15 protein-coding genes are annotated in these 24306 nt (G+C 68.5%); all 15 read right to left on the bottom strand.

Annotated features, from left to right (window positions below; translation table 11 throughout):
* Positions 1-265: 265 nt before the first annotated feature.
* On the bottom strand, positions 266-4105 hold the full coding sequence (locus tag WME82_RS44115; protein ID WP_438040201.1) for an AAA family ATPase: 3840 nt from the start codon (positions 4103-4105) through the stop codon (positions 266-268).
* The gene (locus WME82_RS44110) at positions 4105-5268 is read right to left on the bottom strand and encodes a metallophosphoesterase family protein (protein WP_438040200.1); all 1164 of its coding nucleotides are present in this window, start codon (positions 5266-5268) and stop codon (positions 4105-4107) included. Before WME82_RS44110 ends, WME82_RS44115 begins: the two co-directional genes overlap by 1 nt.
* Entirely contained in the window at positions 5265-8261 is a 2997-nt protein-coding gene (locus tag WME82_RS44105; protein ID WP_438040199.1) for an SNF2-related protein, read from the bottom strand. The genes WME82_RS44110 and WME82_RS44105 overlap by 4 nt, the downstream gene beginning before the upstream one ends.
* A 358-nt stretch (positions 8262-8619) precedes the next feature.
* On the bottom strand, positions 8620-8778 hold the full coding sequence (locus WME82_RS44100; protein ID WP_438040198.1) for a hypothetical protein: 159 nt from the start codon (positions 8776-8778) through the stop codon (positions 8620-8622).
* Positions 8779-8923: 145 nt separating this feature from the next.
* Positions 8924-9466, bottom strand: coding sequence for a 4Fe-4S single cluster domain-containing protein (locus WME82_RS44095; RefSeq protein ID WP_438040197.1), 543 nt, complete (start codon positions 9464-9466; stop codon positions 8924-8926).
* Positions 9467-9486: 20 nt separating this feature from the next.
* Entirely contained in the window at positions 9487-9900 is a 414-nt protein-coding gene (locus WME82_RS44090; protein WP_438040196.1) for a hypothetical protein, read from the bottom strand.
* Between the two features lie 11 nt (positions 9901-9911).
* Entirely contained in the window at positions 9912-10121 is a 210-nt protein-coding gene (locus tag WME82_RS44085) for a DUF2997 domain-containing protein (RefSeq protein ID WP_438040195.1), read from the bottom strand.
* On the bottom strand, positions 10118-11947 hold the full coding sequence (locus WME82_RS44080) for a hypothetical protein (RefSeq protein WP_438040194.1): 1830 nt from the start codon (positions 11945-11947) through the stop codon (positions 10118-10120). Before WME82_RS44080 ends, WME82_RS44085 begins: the two co-directional genes overlap by 4 nt.
* A gap of 158 nt (positions 11948-12105) precedes the next feature.
* Positions 12106-13332, bottom strand: a complete 1227-nt coding sequence (locus WME82_RS44075; protein WP_438040193.1) for a hypothetical protein — start codon at positions 13330-13332, stop codon at positions 12106-12108.
* Entirely contained in the window at positions 13329-16553 is a 3225-nt protein-coding gene (locus tag WME82_RS44070) for an AAA domain-containing protein (RefSeq protein WP_438040192.1), read from the bottom strand. The genes WME82_RS44075 and WME82_RS44070 overlap by 4 nt, the downstream gene beginning before the upstream one ends.
* Complete coding sequence (locus tag WME82_RS44065; protein ID WP_438040191.1) at positions 16550-18067, bottom strand: AAA family ATPase; 1518 nt, start codon at positions 18065-18067, stop codon at positions 16550-16552. The genes WME82_RS44070 and WME82_RS44065 overlap by 4 nt, the downstream gene beginning before the upstream one ends.
* 565 nt (positions 18068-18632) lie before the next feature.
* The gene (locus WME82_RS44060; protein ID WP_438040190.1) at positions 18633-20639 is read right to left on the bottom strand and encodes a sigma 54-interacting transcriptional regulator; all 2007 of its coding nucleotides are present in this window, start codon (positions 20637-20639) and stop codon (positions 18633-18635) included.
* 22 nt (positions 20640-20661) lie between these two features.
* On the bottom strand, positions 20662-20925 hold the full coding sequence (locus tag WME82_RS44055; RefSeq protein WP_438040189.1) for a hypothetical protein: 264 nt from the start codon (positions 20923-20925) through the stop codon (positions 20662-20664).
* Positions 20925-21311, bottom strand: a complete 387-nt coding sequence (locus tag WME82_RS44050) for a hypothetical protein (RefSeq protein WP_438040188.1) — start codon at positions 21309-21311, stop codon at positions 20925-20927. Before WME82_RS44050 ends, WME82_RS44055 begins: the two co-directional genes overlap by 1 nt.
* 467 nt (positions 21312-21778) lie before the next feature.
* Positions 21779-24190, bottom strand: a complete 2412-nt coding sequence (locus tag WME82_RS44045; protein WP_438040187.1) for an AAA family ATPase — start codon at positions 24188-24190, stop codon at positions 21779-21781.
* Positions 24191-24306 lie beyond the last annotated feature (116 nt).

Here is a 24306-nt window from a genome sequence, read left to right as displayed (position 1 = left end):
GGATGCAGTACCACCTCTCTTCACCTTCGCCGATCTCATCGCGCGCGTGTGCCCCGCGTTCGAGGACTGCTCGCAGGACGGTAGGGTTGCGATCACTACTACGTCTGGGGTCTGGCGTAGGCGCGGAGCCCGTGATCGCCGAGCGTCGCGGCGGGGCACGTGCGCCACCGCGCGCTCCAACTGATCGAGGGCGAGTTCCGGCGAGAACGCGCGCGCTCGCCCTCTCAGCCTCGGTCGCGTTCAACGGCACCGCTTGTGGACGAGCCTACCCAATCGTCTCGACGAACTCGGCAATGACTCGGAGATCCCCGTGTTGTGCTGTGAGCCGCCGCGACGGATAGGCCGGATTGTCCGCCCGCAGCTCCACCTCTTCCACGTCGCCCTCTGGGCTGAACCTCGTGACCCGCCAGCGCTTGAACGTGTATCTCCCGCCCGTCTCGGGATCCGCATCATCACGAAGCTGGACGAGCACGCGCCGGCCGTCGAGCACGGCTGGCGGCGGCGCTGCTCCGGAAGGGAGCCCACGGAAGATCACCCATGCGCCGTCGGGGACTCCCGGTTCCATCGATTTCCCGACAATGCGCGCTGCGAACATGTCGGAGTCGAGTGCGTGTCTCGACTTAACGCGCGCCCATCCGATCGCCTCCGGTGCCTGCGATGTGCTGAACGCGCCAGCGGCCACGGCCAGATCGTAAACGGGAAGCGCCTCACGGAATTGCTCTGTCTCCTCGACGTTGGCCACAATCGTGAACGCGGGGCGCGGGACGAACCGCTCCTCGACAGGATACAATGGCAGCGACGGCACCACCGCCCAGCGCTTCATCACGCGAACGCCGTCGATGACACGAACCGCTCCGCCTGCAAGATCGCGAGTCGCAGTGCCTGTGGGGAGATCCTCCTGGGCCACGTAGTCCTCCGGGCGGCACGTGAACACGATCACCTGATTGGTCGGAGCGGTCTTCAGCAAGATATCGCAAAACCAGGCAAGGCGAGTCGGATCCGTGTGGACGAGGTGATCGTCGAGGACGATCGAACTCTTCAGGTGGTCGGCGATCGTGAGCCGGATCAGCGTCGCGAGCTGATTGCGCGTGCCGACTGAGAGCGCGTCGAGCACGTCCGCGTCCCGGGCGACGTGGGTGGCGATCTCGATCGCCTCTGTCTTCAGCGTCGCGTCGAGCCGCAGGCCCTTGTATCGCCCACCGGTCAGCTCCACAAACTTGGTCGTCACGGGGCGAGCCAAGGCGCGACCGAGGTGCGCGCCCTCTTCGTTCTCGACTTCACGGAGCGTTTCGAAGAGCAGCTTCCACGCGTCAGCCTCGATTTCGAGGTCCCTCTCCCGGTTCTGCGCCCCCCTGAGCGCCTCCTCGACCCGAGCGACTTCCTCGGCGAGAGCGGCGCCGCCGACCTTGGAGAGCGCTCCCTCGCTTTTGTGCAGCTCTTCGCTCACGTCCGCCAGCTCCCGTTCGGCGCGTTTGGCATGCAGTTCCGCAGCCTCTACTTCCGCTGCCGACGCCGGTCCCTCGTCGGGGAGGGCAGCTAGTTCGCGTTCGCGCTGCTTCACAAGTTCCTCGGCGCCGGCTCGATCCATCGCGTCGACCTGGCTCTTCAACGCGCTCTGCTTGCCGAGCAAGGCGTTGAGGCCATCGCGCGCCCGATCCCGGGCTTCCTCGGCGCGGCGCTGCGCCTCTCCCGCGGAACGAACGCCGGCCTTAGCGGCATCGACCGCCCTTGCCGCCTCCTCGGCGCGGGTGCTCGCCTCGGCGAGCAGCGCGCTCAGATGCTCCGCGTTCGCTGTTTCGTCTCCCGAAATGGACGCGAGCTCCTCATCGATCGATCGCAGCAGCGCTTCGGGATCCGGAGACTCCAGTGCCGCGAGCGCCGCGACGGCTTCGGCATCGAGCTCTCCCGCTCGCTGCTCGGCGAGCGCAGCATGGTATTCCGCCATGGTTGCGCGCTCTTTATGGGCGGCGGCCTGCTCATGCAGCGCCTTGCGCTCGGTTGCTCTTGAGCTGTAGAGCGCGCTCGCCTGCACCTCCCATGCTTTCCCCAGCCTCGTGAGGTGAGCTTCGAGCATTCCAAGATCCGCGTCGCCGATCGCTGCCCTGCGTGCCTCGACGTCGGCGACGCTCGGCTCGAGCTTCGCCACGTGCTCCTCCTGGATCGCAGCCTGATCGCGGAGATTCTTCGCTTCGGCGCGGAGTCGTTCGGCGTCCCGCCGCAACTCCGCGGCGACCGCACGCTCCCTCGCGAGCGCCACGAGCGCGTCCAGGATGTCCTGAGGAAACTTCGCTCCGGCGCGTTCCAGTACGGGAACGGCCTCCGCCCTCCACCGCGTCCGGAGGGCTTCGACCACTTGCCGCTTCTCGGCCGCGCCCGCCGTGACCTCGATGTCGACGAGTTCGCCGATCGACAGCCGCACGCTGCGCTCGGCCTCGAGGACACGCTCTACCGATAGGTTCGGCTCGTTGAGGATGGTCGCGTCCACGAGCCCTCGGACGGAGATGCCTGCGCGCGGGCGCACCGCAACACTGATGCCTCCCCCGAGCGCCGCCTCGGCGAGCGTGAGCTCGCGCTCCAGCTGTCCCAGTACCGCCGCCTGCTCTGGGGTCGGGAGCGCCGCTTGCCGCGTCGCAACCTCTTCCTCGAGCGTGCGTGCGCGCGCATCGCGGGACGTCGCGTCCGCCTCCTTCTGGCCCGCCTCGACCCGGCTCTTGGCGGCTGCCTCCGTCGTTCGCTTCGCGTCCTCGGCCGCAGATGTCGCGGCGCGCCACCGCCCGTATGCGACGACGGAATCAGCAAACGCCCGGTCTGCATCGGCCTGCGCCACGCGCGCGCGTAGCGACACAAGCTCCGCGCCCAACCGCTCGTGCTGCGCGCGAGCGTCCGCCGCGGCGCGGCGGGCAGTGTCCGCGGCGGTGCGCGCCTTGAGCACCGCCGCGGCCTTGCCCCTCCGAACTTCTGCCGCCTGCTTTGCAGCCCGGAGCAGCGAGGCCTGCTCCGCGAGCTGCGCACGTCGGACTTCCCGCTCGCGCGCCCCGTCCTCGCTGATCGCGAGCCGGTGCGCCTCGTCGGCGGCGCGGAGCACCGCCTCCGCGGCGGCGCGGTCGACGCTCACGGTCCGGACGACGTCCTCCTGCACCTTGGCGTGCTCGGCAGCGCCTTCAACCTCGACCTTCAGCTTCTCCACTTCGGCCACGCGCTTCTCGATCTCCCCGAGCGCAGCCCGGGCGGCTTCGAGCCGCGCTCGCGCCTCGTCACGTATCCGCGCGCGTTGGAGTCTCTGCCGCGCGACCTCCAGTGCCGCCTTGGCGTCATCGACGCGTACCCTGGTCTCGGCTCGCCGCTCGCTGAGTACCCTGGCGTTTTGTTCGATCACGGAGGATTCGGTGAGCTGACGCTGGAGCGAGGAGAGCTGGTTCTGGAACTGCTTGACCCTCTCCGTGGCATCGGTGAACTTCGAGGTCTGACCGCGCTTTCGCTTGCCGGTAGGCGTGAAGCACAGGTCCACCTCCTTTTGCGCTGCATCCAGAACCCGCTTGAAGACCGGATCTTGGGCAAGGGTGGCCAGTGCCCTCGTCAGGCGCAGCTTTCCGGAGCCTTCCGGATCCGCGGCGAGGCTCCGTCCGAGGATGGCGTCGACGTCTGTCTGCGCCGCGAGCAACACGTTGGCGAGGAAGCTATCCGGGAGACCACGCGGCGCGCCCTTTCCCCCAGGCGCCGGGATGCCCCATGCGAGCAAGCTCCGAAGCTTGTCCTCGACCTGACGCGCCTTACAGTCGAGCGTGAACCTCGTCCCGTCTTTAGAGTGCTCGAGCTCCGCGCCGGTGCGAGCACCACCCCCGAACGCCTTGTTTACCCTCCAGTAGTCCCCTGAGTCATCGACAAAGGTAAGCGCCACGCGAGGTGTCGCATCCGCGTACCAAGCCGTGTACGACTCGGCCTCCGAGGAGGTGGGCGGCACGAGGAGCGCGGCGCGAATCGCCGTCGCGAGCGTCGACTTTCCAAGATCGTTCGGACCATAGAGGACGTTGAGCCCAGGACCGAACTCGACGTCGGCTCGCTGAATGGCCTGGAAAGACTCGACGACGAGCTTCGCGAATCGCATTATGATGGCTTCTTTCGCGACAGACGGTAGAGGTGGTACAGCGCGCGCTCTGCCGTGGGCCGTTTGTCGGTCTCAGTGGCTACTTTCTGAAGCCGGCGGATCGCAGACCGGAGGACGTCGGGTATATCGGAGCAGTCGGACTCGATGGCGCTCGTCTCGAGTTCGAGGCCTTGGCGATCGAGAGCGAGTACGCCGACCCGCCCGTGCCGTGCCGGCGTTCCCTCCAGGTCTTCGAGGATGCGCTCGGCCTCCTCGTATTCCCGGATGGGCACCCTCATGTCGACACGAAGCCGGAACACGCGATCACCGAGATCCGAGCGCCGCGCGAGCTCCCTGAGGCTATCCATCGTCGTGACGTCCTTCTCCTCCCAAGTCCACCGAGCGACCCGCTCCCGGTTGACCGTCGCGCGCCGTTGCCGGTTGATGAAGACCACCGCGACGTACCCGGGCTCCTTCTCGTCGAAGGCGGTCGGCTCGGGTGCGCCTGGGTAGATGGTAGGAGGCTGCTTTCTATCCGGCGGGACGAAACGGAAGCCGTGCGTGTCGCCGAGGGCGAGGTAGTCGAGGCCACGCTTCAGCGCGGCATCGACCGCGATCGGGAAATTGGTCTGGTAGTCTTTCGCATCGAACGTGCTCCCGTGCACCATCCCGATCCGGATCCGGTCGTCACCGGGCGCTCTCGTCGGGATCGCCTCCGTCGGATCGCGCTGACCGGCCTTCGAGAAGCACGGCACGGCGTAGAGCACCGCATTGTTGGGCAGCGTGAACTCGAAGCCCTCGCGGTCCACCACGTGCGCCCACTCGGGAAGAAGGGTCCGGAACTTGTGTTCCTTGGCCCATACCGATTCCGTGACGAGCGGATCGTGGTTGCCCGGCAGCAGAAACAAGGGCCGGTTCTTCCACTTCCGCTTCTGGAGGCAGGTCGCGACTTCCTCCCACCACATCTGCGCAGGGCACGGCTCGTCGAACAGATCGCCTGCGCAGAGCACGGCGTCCACCGCGAGTCGCTCCGCCGCGAGCAAGATCCGGTCGAGCGCTTCAAGGCGCGCCCGGGTCAGCTTCGTTCGCTGGTCGGCGCTGAAGCGTGGGAAGCTCCTGCCCAGGTGCCAGTCCGCCGTGTGAAGAAGCTTCAGCACGATATCGTCCTCCACTGCGGTCGTCATTCGATCACCACCTCCATGTCGAACACGTGCTCCACGCGTGGCGGTGTGTAGCGGCGTCGCTGGATGTGCTCCTGATAGCTGCGAAACGTCTCGTCGTCGCGCTGTTCGAGCCGTGCGATCGCGCCCTCGACCTCGTCGAGCGCGATCTGGGCGGCCATGACGCCGCGCTCGGCGTCGGTTCGCGCGGCGGAGCCGGTCGCGCCGTCGCGCCGAAGCTGAGCCTCCTCGAGCCGCTCGACGACCGCTCGGCGGCGCTTGTTGAGGACGAGCAGACGGTCCTCGATGAAGCGCTCGGCCTGTTGGCGCGCACGCTCGAAACGCTCGTGCTCGTCGGCATCCACGACGGCTTGAACCGAGAATAGCACCTCCTGGGTCGCGTCATCGAGGACTTCTTCGCTGACGGCTCGGGTGGACGTAGCCCCGGCGTCGTGGAGGTTCCCTCGGAGGAACGCTTCGGCGACCGACTGGCCTAGGATCTCGCCTCCCTCTAGGACGACCACGGGGACGAGGCGCTCGACCTGCTCGAACCCGTCGAACGAGAGCTTCACGAGGCGAAGGCGTCCCTGTTTCCCGGCGCACGCTTGCAGCGCCTCGGATGCGTCGCTCGCTGGCCTGACGATCGCTGACATCGACGAAGTCGTCGCGCGGGCGTCAGCGACAGCCGCAAGCACGAGCGGATGGTTCAGGTGGAGCGAGACGTGCTCCTTCGACGGTCCGATCGCGGCGGTAATCCCCGTGCGGAGGTCAGCCGGAAGCTCGGGTGAGGGTAGGACCCGGAGCAACGTAGCGTCGGTCGACGCCACGCGTTCGTAAGGGATGGCCTTCGCGTCGAGGTAGCCGAGGACGACGGCGCATAGGTCACGATCCAGCTCCGCGAGCGCGTCCGGCACCGTCTCGTTGTGCGAGCGGAACACGCGCTGGACCCCCTCGTCAAAGCGCTTTTCGATGAGGTCCGCGGTCCGCGCGTGGGTCTCTTCGAACCGCCGGCGCTCTGCGGCCACCTTGTCTCGAAGCGCTCGGAGTTCGGCCGTAACCTCGTCTAGGGTGCGGGCGCGCTCGTAGATGCGACGAAGCTCTGCCTCGAACTCGGCGCCGAGCGCGCTGACGAGCACTCCACCACTGGGGCCATCGGGTCGATGAAGGACGTGATCGGAGACGTCGAGCACCGTGCCGAATAGTTCCAACTTCTGGCTCAGGATCTCGAACGTGAGGCGTTGAGCCTCGTTGTCCTTGGCGAGGAAGTTGATGACGGTGACATCGTGGTGCTGCCCGTAGCGGTGGCAGCGCCCGATGCGCTGCTCGATGCGTTGCGGGTTCCACGGAAGGTCGTAGTTCACGACGGTGTCGCAAAACTGCAGGTTGAGCCCCTTCGCACCAGCTTCAGTGGAGATGAAGACGCGCGATCGCATCTTGAACTCATGGACGAGAGCGAGCCGGGTCGCGACGTCCAAGCTGGCCCCTCGGCCCTCTCCCTGCGGAACCGCCTCCCGCCAACGAGCGAGCGCCTGCTGTGCGCGCGGCGAGTCGTTTGTGCCCCGGAACAGGGTGACCTCCGCGTCGGTGACGAGACGGCTCTCGATGAGAGCGTCGCGCAGGTAGTCCTGCGTGACGAGCGACTCTGTGAAGATGACGAGCTTGCCCGCGCCGTGACCGTTGCGTGCCCTCTCCGCCACAAAGTTGAGCGCCTTCAATAGCGCGCGGAACTTGGCGTCGTCGGCGCGCAAGGCTTCTGCGCGCTGGATGAAGCCTTCAACGCGCCCGAGCTCCGCTCGTAGCGCATCCGGATCTGGGCGCGGCCTTCCCGGCTGCAACACCGGGCCGATCGTGCTTGATTCTTCTCGCGCCTCATCCTCGTCCTCGAGATCCTCGGCGAAGCTGTGGGCTTCCTCGTCCTCCGCGTCCAGCCTCTCGTCGCCAGCGAGCTTACGTCGCAGTCGGGCCGCGACGTTCTGGAGGCTCGCTTCGAGGGCACGCGTCGAGGACGCCATACGCCGGTGAAATCCCAAAAGTGTCAGCTTCCTGTGCCTGCCCTGGAACGCCAGGATGCCCGGCTCGAGCAGGTACCGCGTCACGTCATCGTACAGTGCCTTTTCCGAGGCGCTCATCGTGTACTCGAAGAGCTTCGCCTGGCGATCCACGAACGGCCTCTCGAGGAACTCCTGCACCTCCCGACGCAGCGTCCGTTGGACGACGACGCGAAGCCGGCTCCTGAGCTCCTCCTCTTGGCCTGGCGCGAGCTGCCGGTCATCGATGCCGCAGAACACCTCCCGGAAGGTAGCTAAATTGCCGAGCAGCGTTCCCATCGGATCGACGTATTGAACCAACCCCCAGAGTTCCGCGAGGTTATTCTGGATCGGTGTCGCGGTCAGGAGGAGCACCGGGGTGCGCCGGGCGAGCAGCACCTCGCGGACGCGCCCAGCGGTCTGCGCGAGAGGCGCGTCGTCCCGATACTGACCAGACTTATCGAACCGTTTGTAGATGCCCGCAAAGACTTCGTGGGCTTCATCGATGACACAGAGGTCGAACGGTTCGGCCGCGAGCAGGACGTCGCGCCCTCTCTCGCTCCCCGCGGCCTCTCTTCCGATCAGGAACACCCCAGAGCCGTCGAAACTCCCAGCCCTCGGCTGTGCTTCGCGCGCCTCGATGGCGAACAGCTCAAAGAGCTCCTGGTGCCACTGGCCGAGCAGCGGCTTCGGGGCGACGAGCAGCACGCGTCTCGCGCCTTCCGCCATGAGCTGGGCGATGACGAGGCCCGCCTCGATCGTCTTTCCAAGCCCGACCTCGTCGGCGAGAATGCACCCTCCCTCGCGCACACGTGCGAGGGTGAAGATGACGGCGTCGACCTGGTGTGGGTTTGCATCGATCTTCGCGGCGCGCTGCGGAGCCGCGTAGCGGCGCTGCTCGTTCGACCTGCGGCGTCGCACGAGATCCTCGGCTAGGTACCTGCGCTGGGCGGGGTGGAGGAGACCGGGAGGCAACTGGAAAGCCGTCATCGTCGTGGTAACCGCGCGGATTCATTGCTGTCGAGGTCGGGACGGCGGACCACGGCGCCCTACAGGTGGACACCAAGGTGGGATAAACGACGTCGGCGCCTGACATCCCAGCGTCGATATCGGCCGGGGCGCGATGGCCCATGGGCATGGCGGATGGTCTCTCGAGCGGGAGCCTCGCCCTTAGTGGCTGAGGCCCGCCGACCGACCGCTTCGATCGTGAGCGTCGCCGGCCTCCCTCCAGCCCGCGTACGCGCCGGGGCCACGAATATCATGGCCCGGGGCGAGCGAACAGTAGCCCGTTGCGGTCTCCCCGAGCTCCTAGCCGCCGCGGGGAACTCACCTGTGACGACCTCGCCCATTACACCGCATCGAGCTGCCTGCGCAGCGTATATGTGTCCGGCACGAGGATGATCTCGCTCGATCCCGGCTTGCGCTCGAGGCAGAGGCGCTGCCGACGCGGGTCCACACCGCGCACCACCTCGTCGCGGCCCTGCGCCTGAGGCGCGTGCACGGCCATTCGATGTAATCCATGAATTTGTCATTGGTCTGCTTGTGCGTCGGCTCCTATCGAAAGGAGTCGATGGTCATGCCCAATGTACAGTCTCATTGGTCACAGCTCGCAACTGCCCTGGCCTATCCAACTCCCACGGGTGAGCCGGCGCTCACAACACGGCCCATACCCACTCCCCTGGAAACCCTCGTAGCCCCACGCGCCCATCGGAGCGCACGACCACCTCCATCTGGTTGGCTTCCTCGAACATCAGCCCTTGGTAGCGCTCCCCAAGCGGGATGACCCGCTGGTTGCGCGAGCCACGCCAGAGCAAGCTCAGCTCTCTCTCCTCGGCACGGTAGCGTCCGAGAACCAGCAGATCGGTCCGCTCGAGGACCGGCTGGTAGCGATGATGATCGAGCTCCTCGAGCTCGAAGCCGGTGTAGAGCATCACGGAGAGCGATGCCGCGCGGATGATGTCGAGGAAGGGCACCAGCGCCTCTGCCTGATGGAGCGGCTCTCCTCCGAGCAGCGTCACGCCTTCGAGCCCGGGCTCTTCGAGCACCCGCTCGGCCAGCGTCGCAGGTTCCCAGAGCGACCGCTCCTCGAAGGTCCAGAGATCCTGGTTCCAGCACCCAGGGCAGCGGATCGCGCAGCCTTGGAGCCAGAGCACGAAGCGCTCTCCGGGGCCATAGATCGCGCTCCGCGCGGCCATGTCAGCAACGTTCAGCCGCCTCACCAGGTCCGCCTCACCAAAACGAGCCGGATCTCCTCTCCATGCTTCTCCTCCCGCACGGAGTAGCCCATCTCCTTCGCTCTGGCGACGATCGTGGCCTTGCGCTCCTCGACGAACTGCCGGCGGGCTTCCTCTTGCCGACGGACCTCCTCTTGCTGGCGCGCCTCATCTAGACGAGCAGCCCTCCTCGCGGCGGCGGCGTCGAGCGCCTCCTGGAAGCGGCGCTCCCACGTTTGATGCGCGACCTCCGTGGTGCGGCGGAGGACCCATCCCGTACCCCGCTTGAGGAGCTCGATGGGCGCCGGACCTACCCGGACCGTGATTCGCTCGGCGCTCCGCGTGTCAACGCCGCCCAGCGCATCGAGCGCCTCGACGAGGCACTCCTCGTCGAGCACGGGGGCCATCGATTCCATCCAGCGCAGGCTCACCGGCGCCTCGTGGTCTGCACGGGGGCGACGCCGGCGCCCGCGGGGCGCTCGCGCGCCTCGACGGTGTGCTCGACCTCGTGGATCTCCGCGAGCTCCGCGAGCAGTCCGGCGAGCTCGCGATCACAGGCGTCACCCTTCAGCCCTCTCGTCTCGGCGCGGAGCCGGCCGTCGGGACTGATGGTGATGGTGATCTTCTCCTCCTTCATTCCCCGCCTCCCGCTACGCGCAATGCGTTGAGCCGCAGTGCGTCGGCTTCCGCCGCCGCATACTCCTCCCAGGTGCCAACCACCAAGTAGCGGCGTCCCTGGTGCTCCTGCAACAGGCCGCATGCGGGCAACGCCTCGCGGGGGATGACCGGACTCGACGGCGCTGCCTCCGTGGGGACAAAGGCGGGGCGCTTCTTCGCCGCCTCGGTCCGTGGCGCGCCGGCGGCCCTCGCCTGCCGGCGCTCGAACCGGAATGGCGCGTCGCGCTGCTGCTCCGCGGTCTGCTTCTCCTGCTGAAGCGCGCGGACCTGCTTCTCGAGCTTCTGCTTCTCGTCCCCGAGCTTCTTCTGCTGGGTCTTCCGGTCCGGCGACGGCGGCTCCCTAGCTGCAGCCTCGAGCGCCGCTCGAACCTCCTGGAGCTGCTGCTCGGCTCGAGCCAGGGACCCCGCCAGGTCCTTCGCGCGCGCCGAGGCGCTCTCCTGCTTTCGCAGGTGCTCCGACTCCTGTTGCTCCCGATCCTCGTCTTCCTCCGCCCGGTCCACGGTCTGGCGCTGCTCCTTGTCGATCCGCGACAGCTCGTCCTCGATGTGCGAGAGCTCCCGGCAAAGGTCTGCGGCGCCCTGCGGTCCTCGCCGGGAGGGCGGCTCCGCCCCTGCGCTGCGGAGCGCCGTCTCCAGATCGTCGAGCGAGCGGCGGAAGCCGAGCATCTCGCCGGCAATGCGTGCGAAGCGATTCCGGAACCCCTCGCCGCGGGTGCGCAGCTCCTCCAGGAGCCGCCGCTGCTCCTCGATCCGGGTCCTGACCTGGTCGTCAAGGGCGGTCCAGTCCCGGACAAGCTTCGCGGGCTCAGACCGGGGAGGCGCCGTGACAGGATGGATCTTCCATTGATAGATGACCTTGAGGGCGAGCGGAGGAGGCGCGGGCAGCTCGGTCGGCGCGGCGATGGCCATGTCCTCGATCCGGGCCGCCGTGATCTCGCCGGCGGAGATGGTCACGCTGGGCAGGATCGTCTGCGGGCGAGGGCTGTCGCCGTGGAGGAGCTCGCCTCGAAGATCGGCGAGCCGTACCTCGCGGCGGAGCTCCCATTCGACGGGGGCGCCATCAAGCGCGGCCGCCAGCGCGCGGGCTTGATCCGCTTCGAGGCGGACCAGGAGCGGCCACCGGCTTCCTTCGCCAAAGCCGATCGTCGCTCCATTCCCGCTGGCGGCGATGGCGGGGAGTGCCGCGTCGGTCCAGGTCACCCTGCCCGCGGCGGAAGCGGCCAGCGCCGAGGCCGTCTTCGGGAGCGCAGGAACCCAGGTGCGGGCCGCGGCGGATCGGCGATCTTGGAGGCCGCGGGAGAGCACCAGGTGCAGCGAGGCGTCCGCAGGAGCGATCGCGCCGAAGTGGACCGCCCCGCGCTCGCTCGGCAGAGGCGATGCCTCCGGCGGCGAGGGGGAGGAGCGGAAGCGGAAGCCATCCGCACCGCCGGAGAGCTCCTCTGGGGCGTGATGCCAGAAAAGGTGCGCGAACGCCGCGAAGGCCGCGGACGCCTGCGCCGCCGAGAGGGGGAGGGTCCAGCCGGGCGAGCGCACCGACCCCTCCAGCCCGCGGCCGGCGAGGGTGAGGCCATAAGGGAGCTCGACGCCGCGGCGGACGAGCACGCGCCCGGCGTGGTCCTTGAGCCGGCCGTGCACCTCGATGCTGCCGCCGAAGCTCGGCGGACCGAGGAGGTACACCCGCAGGCCTGCGGCCGAGGCGTGGAGCGCCTCCTCAAGCAGCGGCTCGTGGTGCTTTGCCGGGAGCGCTATCGCGAGGAAGGCAGCGCGGGCATCCGAGGCGCGCACCGCGGGGACGGCTGGGCCCCCCTGGCGCAAGAGGCCAAGGCGATCAGGGAAGGGAGAGCCGGCGGCGCCCACGCGCTCCCAGCAGGCCGCGAGGGTGGCCTGGGAACGCTCAACTATCCTCTCCCCCGGGAGCGGCCGGATCGGGCCCCGTCGGTTCATCATGAGCTCCCCCGCGCCGTGGGAGCGCCTGCGCTCCCGGCTTCGCCTGCGACAAGCAATGCGAGCTGGCCTTCGGGGACCTCGCCTGGGGCGAGATCCACCACCGCTGCGTGGCGAAAGTAGAGGGTCCGCCGCTCGGCCTGCGGGAGCCCGCTGGGCGCTTCCTGTCGCGCCGGCGACGGAGAGGGATCGAGCGTGCGCAGCAGATCAGCATGCGCCGGCAGGGTGGGGCGGTGCTCCGCGAGCGGCGTATGTTCGATGACCTCCAGGAAGAGGGCGCGCAGCTTCGACGCGGGCAGGTAGGAAGCGCCGGAGAGCACACGCCGATGATAGCGGTCCAGCGCCCATTGCTGGGCCGTTTCGCGGTCCGCCGGCCCGAGCCGGACGTCGCGGACGCGGACGTCCTCCCAGCGACCCCGCTCGGGGACCTCGACCCAGGGAAAGGAGATGGTGCGCTTGAACCCGTCGCGCTCCTCGATCGCGGCGGGGAGCGGCCCCCGGAGCTGCCGGCGTGAAACGTCCCACGAGCCCACGAGTCCCTGCTCGCGCGCCCAGGCGCCGAACAGCGCCGGGAGATCCAGCCCGTCGATCGACTCGGCGGCGTGACGTACCTGGATCGCGCCTTGACCGAGATCGATCTTGCCTTCGAAGCACCACGAATTCTCGGATCGAAGGAAATCGAGGCGCCATACCAGCGCGCAGCGCTCCTGTCCGAGACGGCGGCAGCGGGGAGCTTGCCCCCGCGGCGCGGGCAGGTCCCGAAGCACGAAGTGGCGGTCGGCGTCGATCACGGATCGCATCGGGACGCGGCGCGGCAGATCCATCGGGGCCGGCGTGAGCGAGGCGTAGTCCTCGTCCCGGTCCTCGGCGCTGACTCTCTCGACATGGAGGATGCGGACGCCGCAGAGCGGGTGACGCGCGACCCAGAGGCGGTAGACACCCTGCTCCGGCAGAGGCACGCGCTGGGACTCGCCCGCCTCGCGGCCGAGGCTCGTGAGGACGCCGCGGTCATCGCACAGCCCCAGATCGGCGCAGGTGCGCACGAGCGTCCGCGCGGCGGCTCGGGAGAGACCTGGGAGCAGGCGGGAGATTCCCTCCTCGGTCAGCGTCCCTCCATCGGCGCCCCGGCAGAGGAGCCCTAGCTCGGGCCTCGGCTGCAGCGTGGCCATCTCTGCGAACAGGACGATCTCTTCCACGTCCACCGCGGCGCGGAGCTCGGTCCTCATCGGGCTGCCCCCGTCTTCGGCCACGCGCGGGGCTCGAGCCTCCTGGTGGTCGACGCGAGGCTCGCCAGCTCCTCCACGCCGCAGGCCACGAAGTACTCATGATTGCCCACGATGACGAGCTGGTGCCTCGCCCGGGTGATCGCGACGTTGAGGCGGTTCGGGCTGTCAAGGAAGCCGACCCGGCGCGTGTTGCGCATCGAGAGGAGCACCAGGTCCGCCTCCCTCCCCTGGAACCGATCCACGGTGCCGGAGGCGATGTCGACGCCACGATGAAAGAACCTTGTCTCGCGATCCTGCCGGGTCACCCGCTTCAGCATCTGGGCGATGTGCTGCTCCTGCTTCACATAGAATGTCAGGCAGGCGACCTCCCAGGGGTTGCCGTCGAGGCGGGGGTGGCGCTCGGCCCACGCGAAGAAATGCTCGAGAATCCGCTCGAGCACGTTGATCTCGGCAGGATTCACGCCGTGCGACTCCGTGCCGGGCGTGTGGAGCCAGGCACGCCGCGCCGGCACTTCCGGCGCGAAGCTCCAGCCGACGCGTGCATCGCGCCCCTGCAGCGTGTTCGCGTCGCGCAGGCGCCGATCATCATAGAACTCCTGGCGGGGGAACGCGGAGATGTCCGGGTGCATCCTGTGCTGGAACGAGAGGCTCTCGAACCGGGCAGCCATCTCCTGGCGCGGCATGCCCCTGGTGAGCGAGGAGGGGCGGGAGGCCCGCTCGACCTCGACGCCGTCCTGCATGACCTCGATCACGCTCGGCAGCCCGACGTCCTCGATGGCGCCGATGGCCTCCTCGACGTCGACGGTCCGCGGGAGCAGATCGTCCCGCTCCCGCCGGAGCCGCGTCTTCGCGTGCACGCGCCGTGAGCGCCGCAGCTCGTGCAGGCGGGTCAGGCGCCAGGCCAGCTCTCCGGCCCAGTCCTTGTCCTTTCGCGCCAGCCAGCGCGCCTCGTGCTCCTCGACGTCGCGCGGGCCGTCGAGCGGACTCCCCCGGTCCTTCACGCGCTCCCTGAACGGCCGGACCTTGCGGGCGAGCCAGTACGCATGGCGGAGGCGTAACGCCGATCCCGGCGCGCCCTCGTCCGAGATCCGCAGGAGGTCCGGCGGGAGCCTCTCCTCGACCTCGCCGAGCAACGCCGGCTCGGTGAGCACCCAGGAGGCGGCGTACAGCAGCAGCCCCCGCGGGCCATCGAGATCCCGCAGGGACAGCTCCTGGACCGGGCCGCGCCCGGCCCTCGACGCGCCTCGCACCAGGCGGACCACCATGTAGCTGTCGCCGTCGCGTTGATCTGCCGCCACCTCGCGGGCGAGCGCCTCCAGCACCCCGGCGGGCTCAATCAGGAGGAAGCGGCAGGCATCGCGGTAGGCGGCGTGAGCGCGGAGGCGGGTGCGCAGGAAGCAGGCGCGCTGGTGATCCGCGGTCAGCAGGGGGCGCTCGTTGTCGTCGAGCAGGTTGCGGAGGTTGGCGACCAGCGCCGCGCGCTCGGTGAACGGCGGGAGCTGGTGCACGTCCCCGACGATGATCCAGCGGCGGGCGAGGAGCGCGGGGACTAGGAACTCCTGCACGGTCGTCTTGCTGGCCTCGTCGATGATCAGCACGTCGAACCACGGGTTGCGCGTCAGCAGGTCGTCGTCGCGCGAGCGCTCCCGGAGCAGGGGATGGCTGAGGATCCCGAGCGTCGTGCCGGCGGTCAGGTTCGCGGCGTCGACGACGATGCGCTCAGCCATGAGGCGGAGCTCCTCGTCGCCGTGATCGCGGAACGCCGGCAGGTCCCTCCAGGCGGACCGGAGCGCCTCCACCTTGGCCTCGATCTGGACGCCCTGCACTCGCGGATCCACCCGCTCGATGCGCCCGATCCGCAACGCCTCCACCTGGTCATGGGTGCCGACCAGCCGCTCGAGCGCGTTGTCGATGGCGTAGTGGGTGGAGGCGCAGAACAGCACCCTTTGCCGGCGCTCGATGAGCTGGAGGACGAGCTCGCAGATCGCCCGCGTCTTGCCCGAGCCCGGCGGTCCCTCCAGGAAGGCGAAGTCGTCGGTGCCCAGCGCCTTCTTCACGAAGCTCCGCTGCGCGTCGGTCCCGTCCGCGCTGCCTCCGAGCTCGTACCAGCGCGAGATCTCCACGGCGCGCACCGGCGAGGGCGGCGCCATCCGCGCGTGATCCTCGGCGAGCCGCAGCAGCCCGCGGTGGTGCGGGAGCGGGCCGTTCTGGAGCTGGAAGAGCGCGTTGCGCTGGCGCTGGAGGTTGCGGGTCTCGAGGGGCAGGTAGAGCTGCGCGTCACGCGGGGGCAGCCGCTCCAGGCGGAGCTGGTAGCGCTCCCGATCGACGCCTTGCACCTTGATGATGCTCGCCGGGTCGCGCCTCGGCTGCGTCCAGACCACCTTCAGCTCGTCCTCGAAGAACAGGGCGCGAGGATCGAGGGACGCCTCGGCGTCGAGCGTCTCCGGGACGAGGAGCTGGACCCAGAGGCCCTGGCGGCGCCCGCGTCCGGCGACCGGACGAGCGCGGAACCGGAGGCCGTTGTTGCCGCGGAGCTCGTCCCCGGTCAGCGCCCCGTCGAGCTGCGCGCGGAGGCCGGAGAGCCGGGAGATGCGCACCGGGCCGCTGCCGTCGAACAGCTCGGTGAGCCCCTCGGTCGCGGGGAGGTGGGTCGCCGACACCTCGACGTCATCGACCCGGAGCGCCCCCGCGGGGATCCCGTCGACCCGCAACCTCCACCGGCGCCCGCCCAGCTCCCGAGCATCGATGACGGGGAAGACGCGGCCTGCATCGTCGCAGAGCGCCTTCGGAGGCGCGTCCTCCGCCGGCTCGATCCTGCACTCGACCCGGCACCAGAGGAGCTCGTCTCCCTCGACGAGCGGCTCGTCGGTGGTGATGATCAGGCCGTCAGGCGCGTGCTCCCAGCGGCGCGCTGTGACCATGATCTCCCGGCCAACGACGAAGATCCGGTCGGACGAGGGCTCCCGCCCCTCGGGCCAGCCCGCCACCCTCCAGCGGATCGGTCGCTCGATCTCGAGGCGCGTTTCGCAGGGCTCGAGCTCTACGTCGAGGGCCCCCTCGACCCGCTCCCAGGGGACGGCCGCCTGGAACTGCCGATCCCTCGCGGCGAGGATCGCTTGGCGCAGGTATCGGTGGAAGGGTCGCAGCGAGCGGGATGCCTGCCCAGCCAGGGCTAGCGCCACAGGAAGAGGAGCGAGGGCGGCGAAGTGGAGCGCCTTCATCCACGCTCTGGGATGAAAGGATTGCGCTGCTCCTGGCGCAGTCGTGGCGCCGAGGTGTCCCCCGGGGGCAGCGCCTCCGGCTGCTCCGAGCTGGCGGGACGGGCGCGGACGCGGGCCCACCTGCGGAGCCCGTCGAGCTCCTCGCGCATCGTCCGCGACAGCGGCCAGGTCGCCTCGATCGCCTCCAGGATGTGCTGGTCCGCGAGCTCTACCCCGGCGTCGAAGGCCGAGTACAGCCCCTCGCGGATCGCCTCTTCCAGCTCGGCGCCCGAGAAGCCCGCCGCCGCGGTGGCGAGCCGCGTGATCGAGAAGTCCTCGGAGTGGCGGCGCTTGCGGCGCAAGTGGATCGCGAGGATAGCTTCCCGAGCCCTCTGGGTGGGAAGATCGACGAAGAAGATCTCGTCGAAGCGGCCCTTGCGGAGGAGCTCGGGCGGGAGCTGGTCGATGCGGTTCGCGGTGGCCACGACGAAAACCGGCTCGGTCCGCTCCTGCATCCAGGTGAGAAAGGTGCCCACCACGCGCGCTGTCGTCCCGCCGTCGGACACGTCGGAGCTGCCCACGCCCGCGAGCCCCTTCTCGATCTCGTCGATCCACAGGACGCAGGGCGCGAGGGCCTGGGCCACCTGGAGCGCGAGCCGCATGTTCCCCTCGGACTGCCCCACGACGCCGCCGAAGACCCGGCCCATGTCAAAGCGGAGGAGCGGGAACTGCCACTCGGCCGCGACCGCCTTGGCGAGCAGGCTCTTGCCGCAACCCTGCACGCCGAGCAGGAGCACGCCCTTGGGCGGATCCAGCCCCCAGTCACGCGCGCCCGGCCCATAGGCCCGCCCCCGCTTGCGCAGCCAGTCCTTCAGCAGGTCGAGGCCGCCGACGTCCTGCTCCAGGCGCGTGGTGGACGGGATGAACTCCAGCACGCGGCTCTCGCGGATGATCCGCTCCTTCTCGGCTGCGACGCGAGGCACCGCGGCGCGATCGAGGCGGCCGTATTCCACCGCGGCCTGCGCGTAGGCGAGGCGGGCCTGCATGACGGTAAGGCCGAGCGCGGCCTGGAGCAGCGCTTCATCGCTGACATCCACCGCGAGGTTCAGCTCGGCGGCGACCCGCAGGAGGACCTCCTTCAGCACGGCTGCATCGGGGAGCGGGAGCTCCAGGGTGGGCACCTCCTTCCGAAGGTCCGGCGGCAGGACTGGCAGCGGCGTGCCTAGGATCAGCAGCTTGCGCGGCTCCTGCGGGAGGCGCGCGACGTGCTTCACCCAGGAGACGAGCTGGTGATGATCCAGGTAGGGGTGGATGTCCTCGGCAAAGAGGATGGTCGACTCTTCCTGCGAGGAGAAGCGGCGCAGCACCTCGATCGGATCGCCAGCGTCGGGATCCTTCGGCTGGAACTTCACGCCGTCGTGCCGACCGATGCCGGTCGAGTGGCTCCAGCGCTCGACAGGGAGCCCGAGGCTCTCGCCGAGGCCGATCACGAGCCCCTCCACACGCTCCCACTCGAAGGAGGCGATGTGGATCACGCTGGCGCCTGCACGGGCGAGTGTTGTCAGGTTGCGGAAGTGGTCGGCCATAACCTTGAGCCAGGCCGCGCATGGTACTCGCCTTTTGTGAGTTCAGGTACTGTTGCCTCGCTCTCCCGGACACCCCAGCGACAAGGCGGCAACCTCCGAGGCGGCAACGTCCGAGAGGAAGCTCGGCTTGGTGGCGGCCTGGCAGCAAGGCTTCATTTCTCAGCCGCCACAGATCACCTCGTCCATAATCCTCGCGTTCCGAGCCGAGTCGATGCGCCCGCCTGGCTCGTCCCGCGTCACAATGAGCGTGCCTTTCAGGCTGGCCCCCCTCCTCCTGGGGCCGGATCCCCGCACGCCGGTACTCGATCAGCTTTCGCTCCCAGTGTGCTGCATAGGCAGGGACCTTCAGCATGCCGAGGTGCTCCCAGTCAGCTTCCCGGGTGGCGTCCGGCCGCCAGCGACCGCCGTGGACAGCACGGAAGGGTGTGGCCGTGCGTGTCGTCGGCACTCGCTGGTGGCGCGTTCGAGGGCCCGCTCAGGTGCGCGTCGGTGCGTCTCCGGGCCGCGGGCGACCTTATCCCGGGTTAACACGATGTCGGTTTCTCGTTCGAGAAACCGTCTCAGTTCTGACGCCCAGGGCCGACGCAGCGGCGTGAACAGTCCCTGCTTCCGCGATGATGGCCTCGAGCGCCGCCGGGTCCTCCTTGACATCATCCCAGCTGAGCGGCACGGACTCCTCGCCCTCGGGCACCTGACTCGCGTCGCGCGCAAAAAACGCCTTCACTTCATCCTTGAGTTGAGTGGGGGTGAGCATCTTGAGCTTCTCGAACAGCAGACGGAACCCCTCGTCGAGCGGCGGCGCCTGAGCCATCTCTGTCGCCGACTCGAGCACCTCGAGCAGCTTGCCCACCTGCGGGATCGCTCCTGTCTCCGCGATCCGCATCAAGATCGCCGCCAAGTTCGATACGGCATAGGCGTTGCTGGCCTCTGTCACTCTTGTTTTCAATGCGTCCAGCTTCGATTTTACCTCCGAATCCTGCTCGTCGAGCCTCTTCTCCAGGAGCCGCGTCGCCCTCTCGATATCGAATTTAGACGCAGCAGCATAGTCGCTCATCGGCGCCATCCATGTCTTGCGGAACTCCTGGATGAGCGCCTCCTCGGAGGCGAGCCGAAGCGCGTCCATGTGGACAGCGACCTGCTGGTCGAGCCGAACGTTCCCAGCCAGTCGTCCCACCAGCTCCGCCGCGCGTCGGAGCGTCGCGGCGCGCGTGTCTTCTCGCCGTTGCTGCTCCGCGTAGCGAGCCTCGAGGCGCTGCACCAGCACGAAGGCGCTTCGGGTCGTATCGCCACGGTCCTCCTCTGCCATAGCCGCAAGCACGTCCTGCTGATGAGCGGGTATTACGTGGCGGTAACGCAGCGCGATCTCCGGATCCAGCTCGTCGAGATCGAGCACCCGCCGGGGCCTTGCCTCGTCAATCAGCCGCTCCACCACGTATCTCAGCTCGCGCATGTTGCCGGGCCAGGTGTGCGCGAGCAACGCCACCCAGGCCTGCCTGGTGAGCACGGGCACCGTGCGTTCCCGGCGCCGAGCCTCCTGCTCCAGGAACCGCTGAATGAGCGCAAGCACGCTCTGCCGGTGCCGCTCTCGCAGGCCCCGCAGGCGGATGCGCCTTCCTCGAACTCGAAAGAAGAGATCTTCGCGGAACTCCCGCTTGGCGACCTTTTCTTCCAGGTTGACGTGCGTGGCCGAAATGATACGCGGCGTCGCCCGCGTGATCTCGTTGGAGCCCACCGGGCGGAAGTCACCGTTGTTGAGGAACCGGAGCAACCGCACCTGGACCTCGGGCGGCATGTCCCCAATTTCGTCAAGAAACAGGGTGCCCTTCGCATACTGCGCCACGAAGCCCGGCTTGTTCGTGCTTGCACCGGTGAACGCGCCCTTGACGTGCCCGAACAGCTCGCTCTCTAGGAGGTCCGTGGGCAGGCCGCCGCAGTTGAGCGCCCCGAACAGCCTCAGCTGATTGATGTCCCAGGGCTCCGGTTCGAGACCGCTTCGCAGGTGGATCGCCTTGGCGAGGAGCTCCTTTCCCGTCCCCGTCGGCCCGGTGATGAGCACCGGTGGAGCGGGGAACGGATCGTCCGCGACCGGTTTGTCACGCAGCGCCGCGATGTCCATGGCAAGACAGGCGGCGTGCAACGTCGGGAGATCCTCGGCCAGGAAGGCGATGCCCGGAGGCCACCTCTGCTCGAGGTGGCCCTGGAACCAGCGGACGGCGCGGCCGGTTCTCTCGTCGCTCCACGAGAGAGCGTAGGCGCTCATGCCTTGCACGATGGGCTCGCGCGTGCGGGCGACCGCGGCCTTGACCACGTCAATGGTCTTCTGCCGGCGGCTCTTCTCGAGCGCAGGGAGCGTGCCGTACCGGAACTCGAGCAGCTCTTGCAGCGGGGGAGGTGATGGCCCCTCCTTCCAGTCCTGCCCTGCCTGCTCGATCTGGTCGTCGAGCTTGCTCCACATGTACTTGACGGCGAGGACCTCGTCTGGATCCTCCGGAAATGCATCAATCAGCGCGATCGGTTCCATGGTCTCGATGTGGTGCTGTCGTTCAGGGGGATTTCACTCTTGCGACGAGCAGGTCGACTCGTTGCTGCCAGCGCGGGTCGACCACCGCCAGCTTTGCCTGCTCGAGCTGGGCCCGGAGCTCTTTTCTTCGTGCCGCCTCTCTGGCCATGATCGGCGCGCGCTGACGGAGGAGCTGCTCGGTGAGGCGCCGCTGATGCGCCTGCTCGCGCTGCCGTAGCATCTCCGTCGTCGACGCCTCCACCAGCTTGAGCAGAAACCGTAGCCACATCTGCAGGATCGCGTCCATCACGTGCCCTCGGCGTTGAAGACGGGGCTCGGCAGCGGGGAGCCGGTCTCGACCCGAGGCAGCAGCTCGACGCCACGAGAGAGCACCTCCAGCGCCTGCTCGACGTGGCCGCTCTCGGCAAGCTTCGTCGCGAGCGCCAGGGTCCTGCGGAACGCGTCGTGCCGGTGCTCCGCTTCGGCGTCCCAGACACGCGCGTGCTCGGTCGCCATGGCAAGGACGACCTCACGCTGATGGCAGCGGTCTTGATAGGCGGTCCTCGCGTTAATGATGCTCCCCAGCATCGTGCCGAGCTGCGCGCCGACCGCGACAGCATCGAACGATGGAGAAGCGGCGACCCGCGCACGGCGGTTCGAGCGAAGGCTGGCAGCACGCTTGGTTGATCTCATCTGCATTTTCCTTTCGCCGGCTTCGAGGCCGGTGCTACGGCTAGGAGCATGCGCGGTGCCAAGCGATCCGATGTCTCGTATCGTATTGATATTATTAGTTTTTTATCTGGCGCAGTCCCCCGAAGCTCGGGTTCGAGCGACGCGCGAGGGGGCACGGACCAGGCGCGATCATGATCTTGTCATGACGTGATCATGATCGAACGATGCCATGACCGCGGGCTGCGCTTACAGCGTTGGCCAGGACGCGTCGACCACCGCTTGCCTTCGCGGCTGGAACCAGTGGCGCCCGCGGTCTGCAGCTGCGCAGCGAGGCGCCGCCGGTGCGGAGCCCTACGAAGCGCCGCTGACGGGGGAACGGAGGGCGCACGCTGCCGATTGTCGCATGGCGTTCTCCGACCGAGTCGGTGGAAGTTGCGGCCCCGGTCGGGGCGTGCAGCTTCGCCTTCGGCGTTCCGCAGACAGACCGGCTACTGGCCGAGGATGTCCCGCACCTCTCGCTCGAGCCACTCGAGGGTGGCGTCGGCACGCCCGAGTTCCAGGCGGGCCTCCTCGAGCCACCGGGCGGCGTCGTCGCGCTGGATCGTGCGCGGGTGCTCGCCCACGCGCGCCAGCAGCTCTCCGGTGTCGAGCGTGGGAACGTCATGATCGCTGGCGCGCCACACCGCTCGGCGCACCGCGCCCTCGACGACGCACCGGATGTCCGACGGCGTGAACAGCCGCGAGTTGGCCGCGAGCGCGTGCGTGTCGATGCCGTCGATGCCACGGATGCCGCGCCGCTGATCGCCGCCGAGGTAGTGCTCGAAGATCTCGCGCCGGTCGTCTTCCTGCGGGGGAAAGACGGGGATCTTCAGATCGAAGCGGCCGCTCCGGCGCACGGCTGAATCGATGCCGCGGGCATAATTCGTGGTCGCGACAACGACGACGGAGCGCCCCGAGAGCCGATCGAGCTGCGCGAGGAGCTCGTTCACCTGCCGCTTCTCGTCCGTGTGCATGTTCATCTCGGACCGCTGCGGGGCAACGCCGTCGAACTCGTCCAGGATCAAAATCGAGGGCGCCTGCTTCAGGGCCCAGGTGAAGACCTCGCGGATCTTCTCGACCCCCTCGCCGAGCCACATCGAGGTCAGATCGCTCGGCACGAGCCGCCGGCACGTAAGGCTCGCCTGACCCGCCAGCACGCGTCCGATCAAGCTCTTGCCGCACCCTGGGAGCCCATACAGCAGCAATCCGTTCGGGGCGCTCACGCCGAAGCTCCGATAGCGGGAGGGGTCGACGAGCGGCGCTAGCAGATCGCTCTGCAAGCGGGCCTTCAGGTCGGCGTAACCCGCGACGTCCGTCCAGTCGAGAGGCCGCTCCACGATCGGCTTGCGCGCCTCGCGCCACGCGACCCCTCGGATGCGGACCCCTGGGCGAGGAGGATCGATCAGGCTCACGAAGACCGGGCGACGATCCTGCAGGTCGACGAAGCCGAGGCGAATGCGCTCGAGCGCGTCGCCAGCAACGTTCCGTACGATCGCGGAGACCTGGTGCCGCGCAAGCAACGCGACGTCGCGCGGGAAGAGGAGCCACACCTGCTCGCACTCGAGCATCGCAGCCCGTTTCCGGCGGAGCTTGTTCTCGAGGAAGAAGAACGGGTTCGACCCGCGGAGCGCGATGCCGCGTAGTGTCTCGACCTCGACCCAGAGCTTCTTCCCCACGCGAAGGTCGGGGCGTGCGACCTTCATGTCCGGCACATCCGCCTCGGGCTCGTCGACATCCGCGGGGATCTCGAGTACGCGCTCCACGAGCACGTTCTCGTTCGGGAAGCGCGTCGCGAGGTGCTCCAGCATCACGGCCTTGAGCACCATGTGCTCGGTCCCCTCGTAGCCCGCGTCAAACTTGGGGTGCGTCACCTCGTACGTGGCCCGATCGAGGAGCGCATCGGCTGCGCGCGCCGCATCGGCGAAGAGGCTCGAGAGCTGCACCTCTACGTCGCCGTCCTGCCAGTCCGCCTCCACCGACGGCGCACCGGTGTATGCGGCAAGCCAGCGGAGAAGCTGGGGGTAGTCCGGCTCGTCGGCGGCGCGGCGCGCGTCGGGGCCGGGGTCGGCCGTCGTCGTCGTGAAGATCGCGCGCACCCGGTACGTGTGCGGGATGAGCGCCTCGCGCACGAACGCCGTGAGCTCGTCGTCGACCACGTCGTGCGGGTCGTCTCGGATCAGGTAGACCGCACCGACGCCGGGGAAGTCATCGCTCTCGCGGCGGTCGCCCTGTCCGGTCACGGAGCGCAGGCGCGACAGCGTGAGCACCTCGGGGGCCTGCGCGCCCCACCGCCCCATGTCGTCGAACCGGAACGTTAACGCCCGCCGCCGTATGAGCGCTGCCAGGACGCCGGCGAGCAGGGTGAACATCTCGTCGGACGCATCGACCATCAGGCACACCGTGCGGCACGACCAGATCGCCGCTGTGATGTCGTGCCAGAGGGCGCCCGAGCGCTCGCCCGTCGGCGCATCGTCGACGTGGAAGCCGAAGGTGAGCGGATCGACCGGCAGATCAAGTTCGCCGTCCTTCCACGCAACCACGCCCCGTGCGCGCCCGTCACCGTCGCGCGCCGCGCGCTGGGGCTGCTCGCTGCTGACGGGCGCATCGCTCTTCCAGATGGTGATGTAGTCGTTGACGGTGCTGCCGCTGAGCTTGTGGTCGTAGCCCCACCTCTGGAGGTTCTCGAGCGCGGACGAGAGCGATGTCTGGCGCACGCGGGCGCTCGCGGTGTAGCCGAAGCCCTCGAGGAAGGTCCGAAGCTTCATCCGTGTACGGCCGCGATCCGAGCGGGCGATGGACGTCGCGAGCTCCTCGCGAAAGTGCTCGCTGATCGTGTCGAGGAAGTCAGTGCGGTCGGGCATGGGTCGGTCTCCGCAGTACCTTCGCGGGAGCCTACCAGCCCCGGCCGCGAGCGAGCCCTGCGCGGTCTCGCCACGGCGCACGGGAACCGCCACCTACAAGTCCGCGGTGGGCGACG

It is taken from the genome of Sorangium sp. So ce128 (assembly GCF_051525245.1).
Lineage (GTDB): Bacteria > Myxococcota_A > Polyangia > Polyangiales > Polyangiaceae > Sorangium > Sorangium cellulosum_B.
The sequence above is the reverse complement of the archived record's forward strand: the minus strand, read 5'-3'. Positions and strand labels throughout refer to the sequence as shown.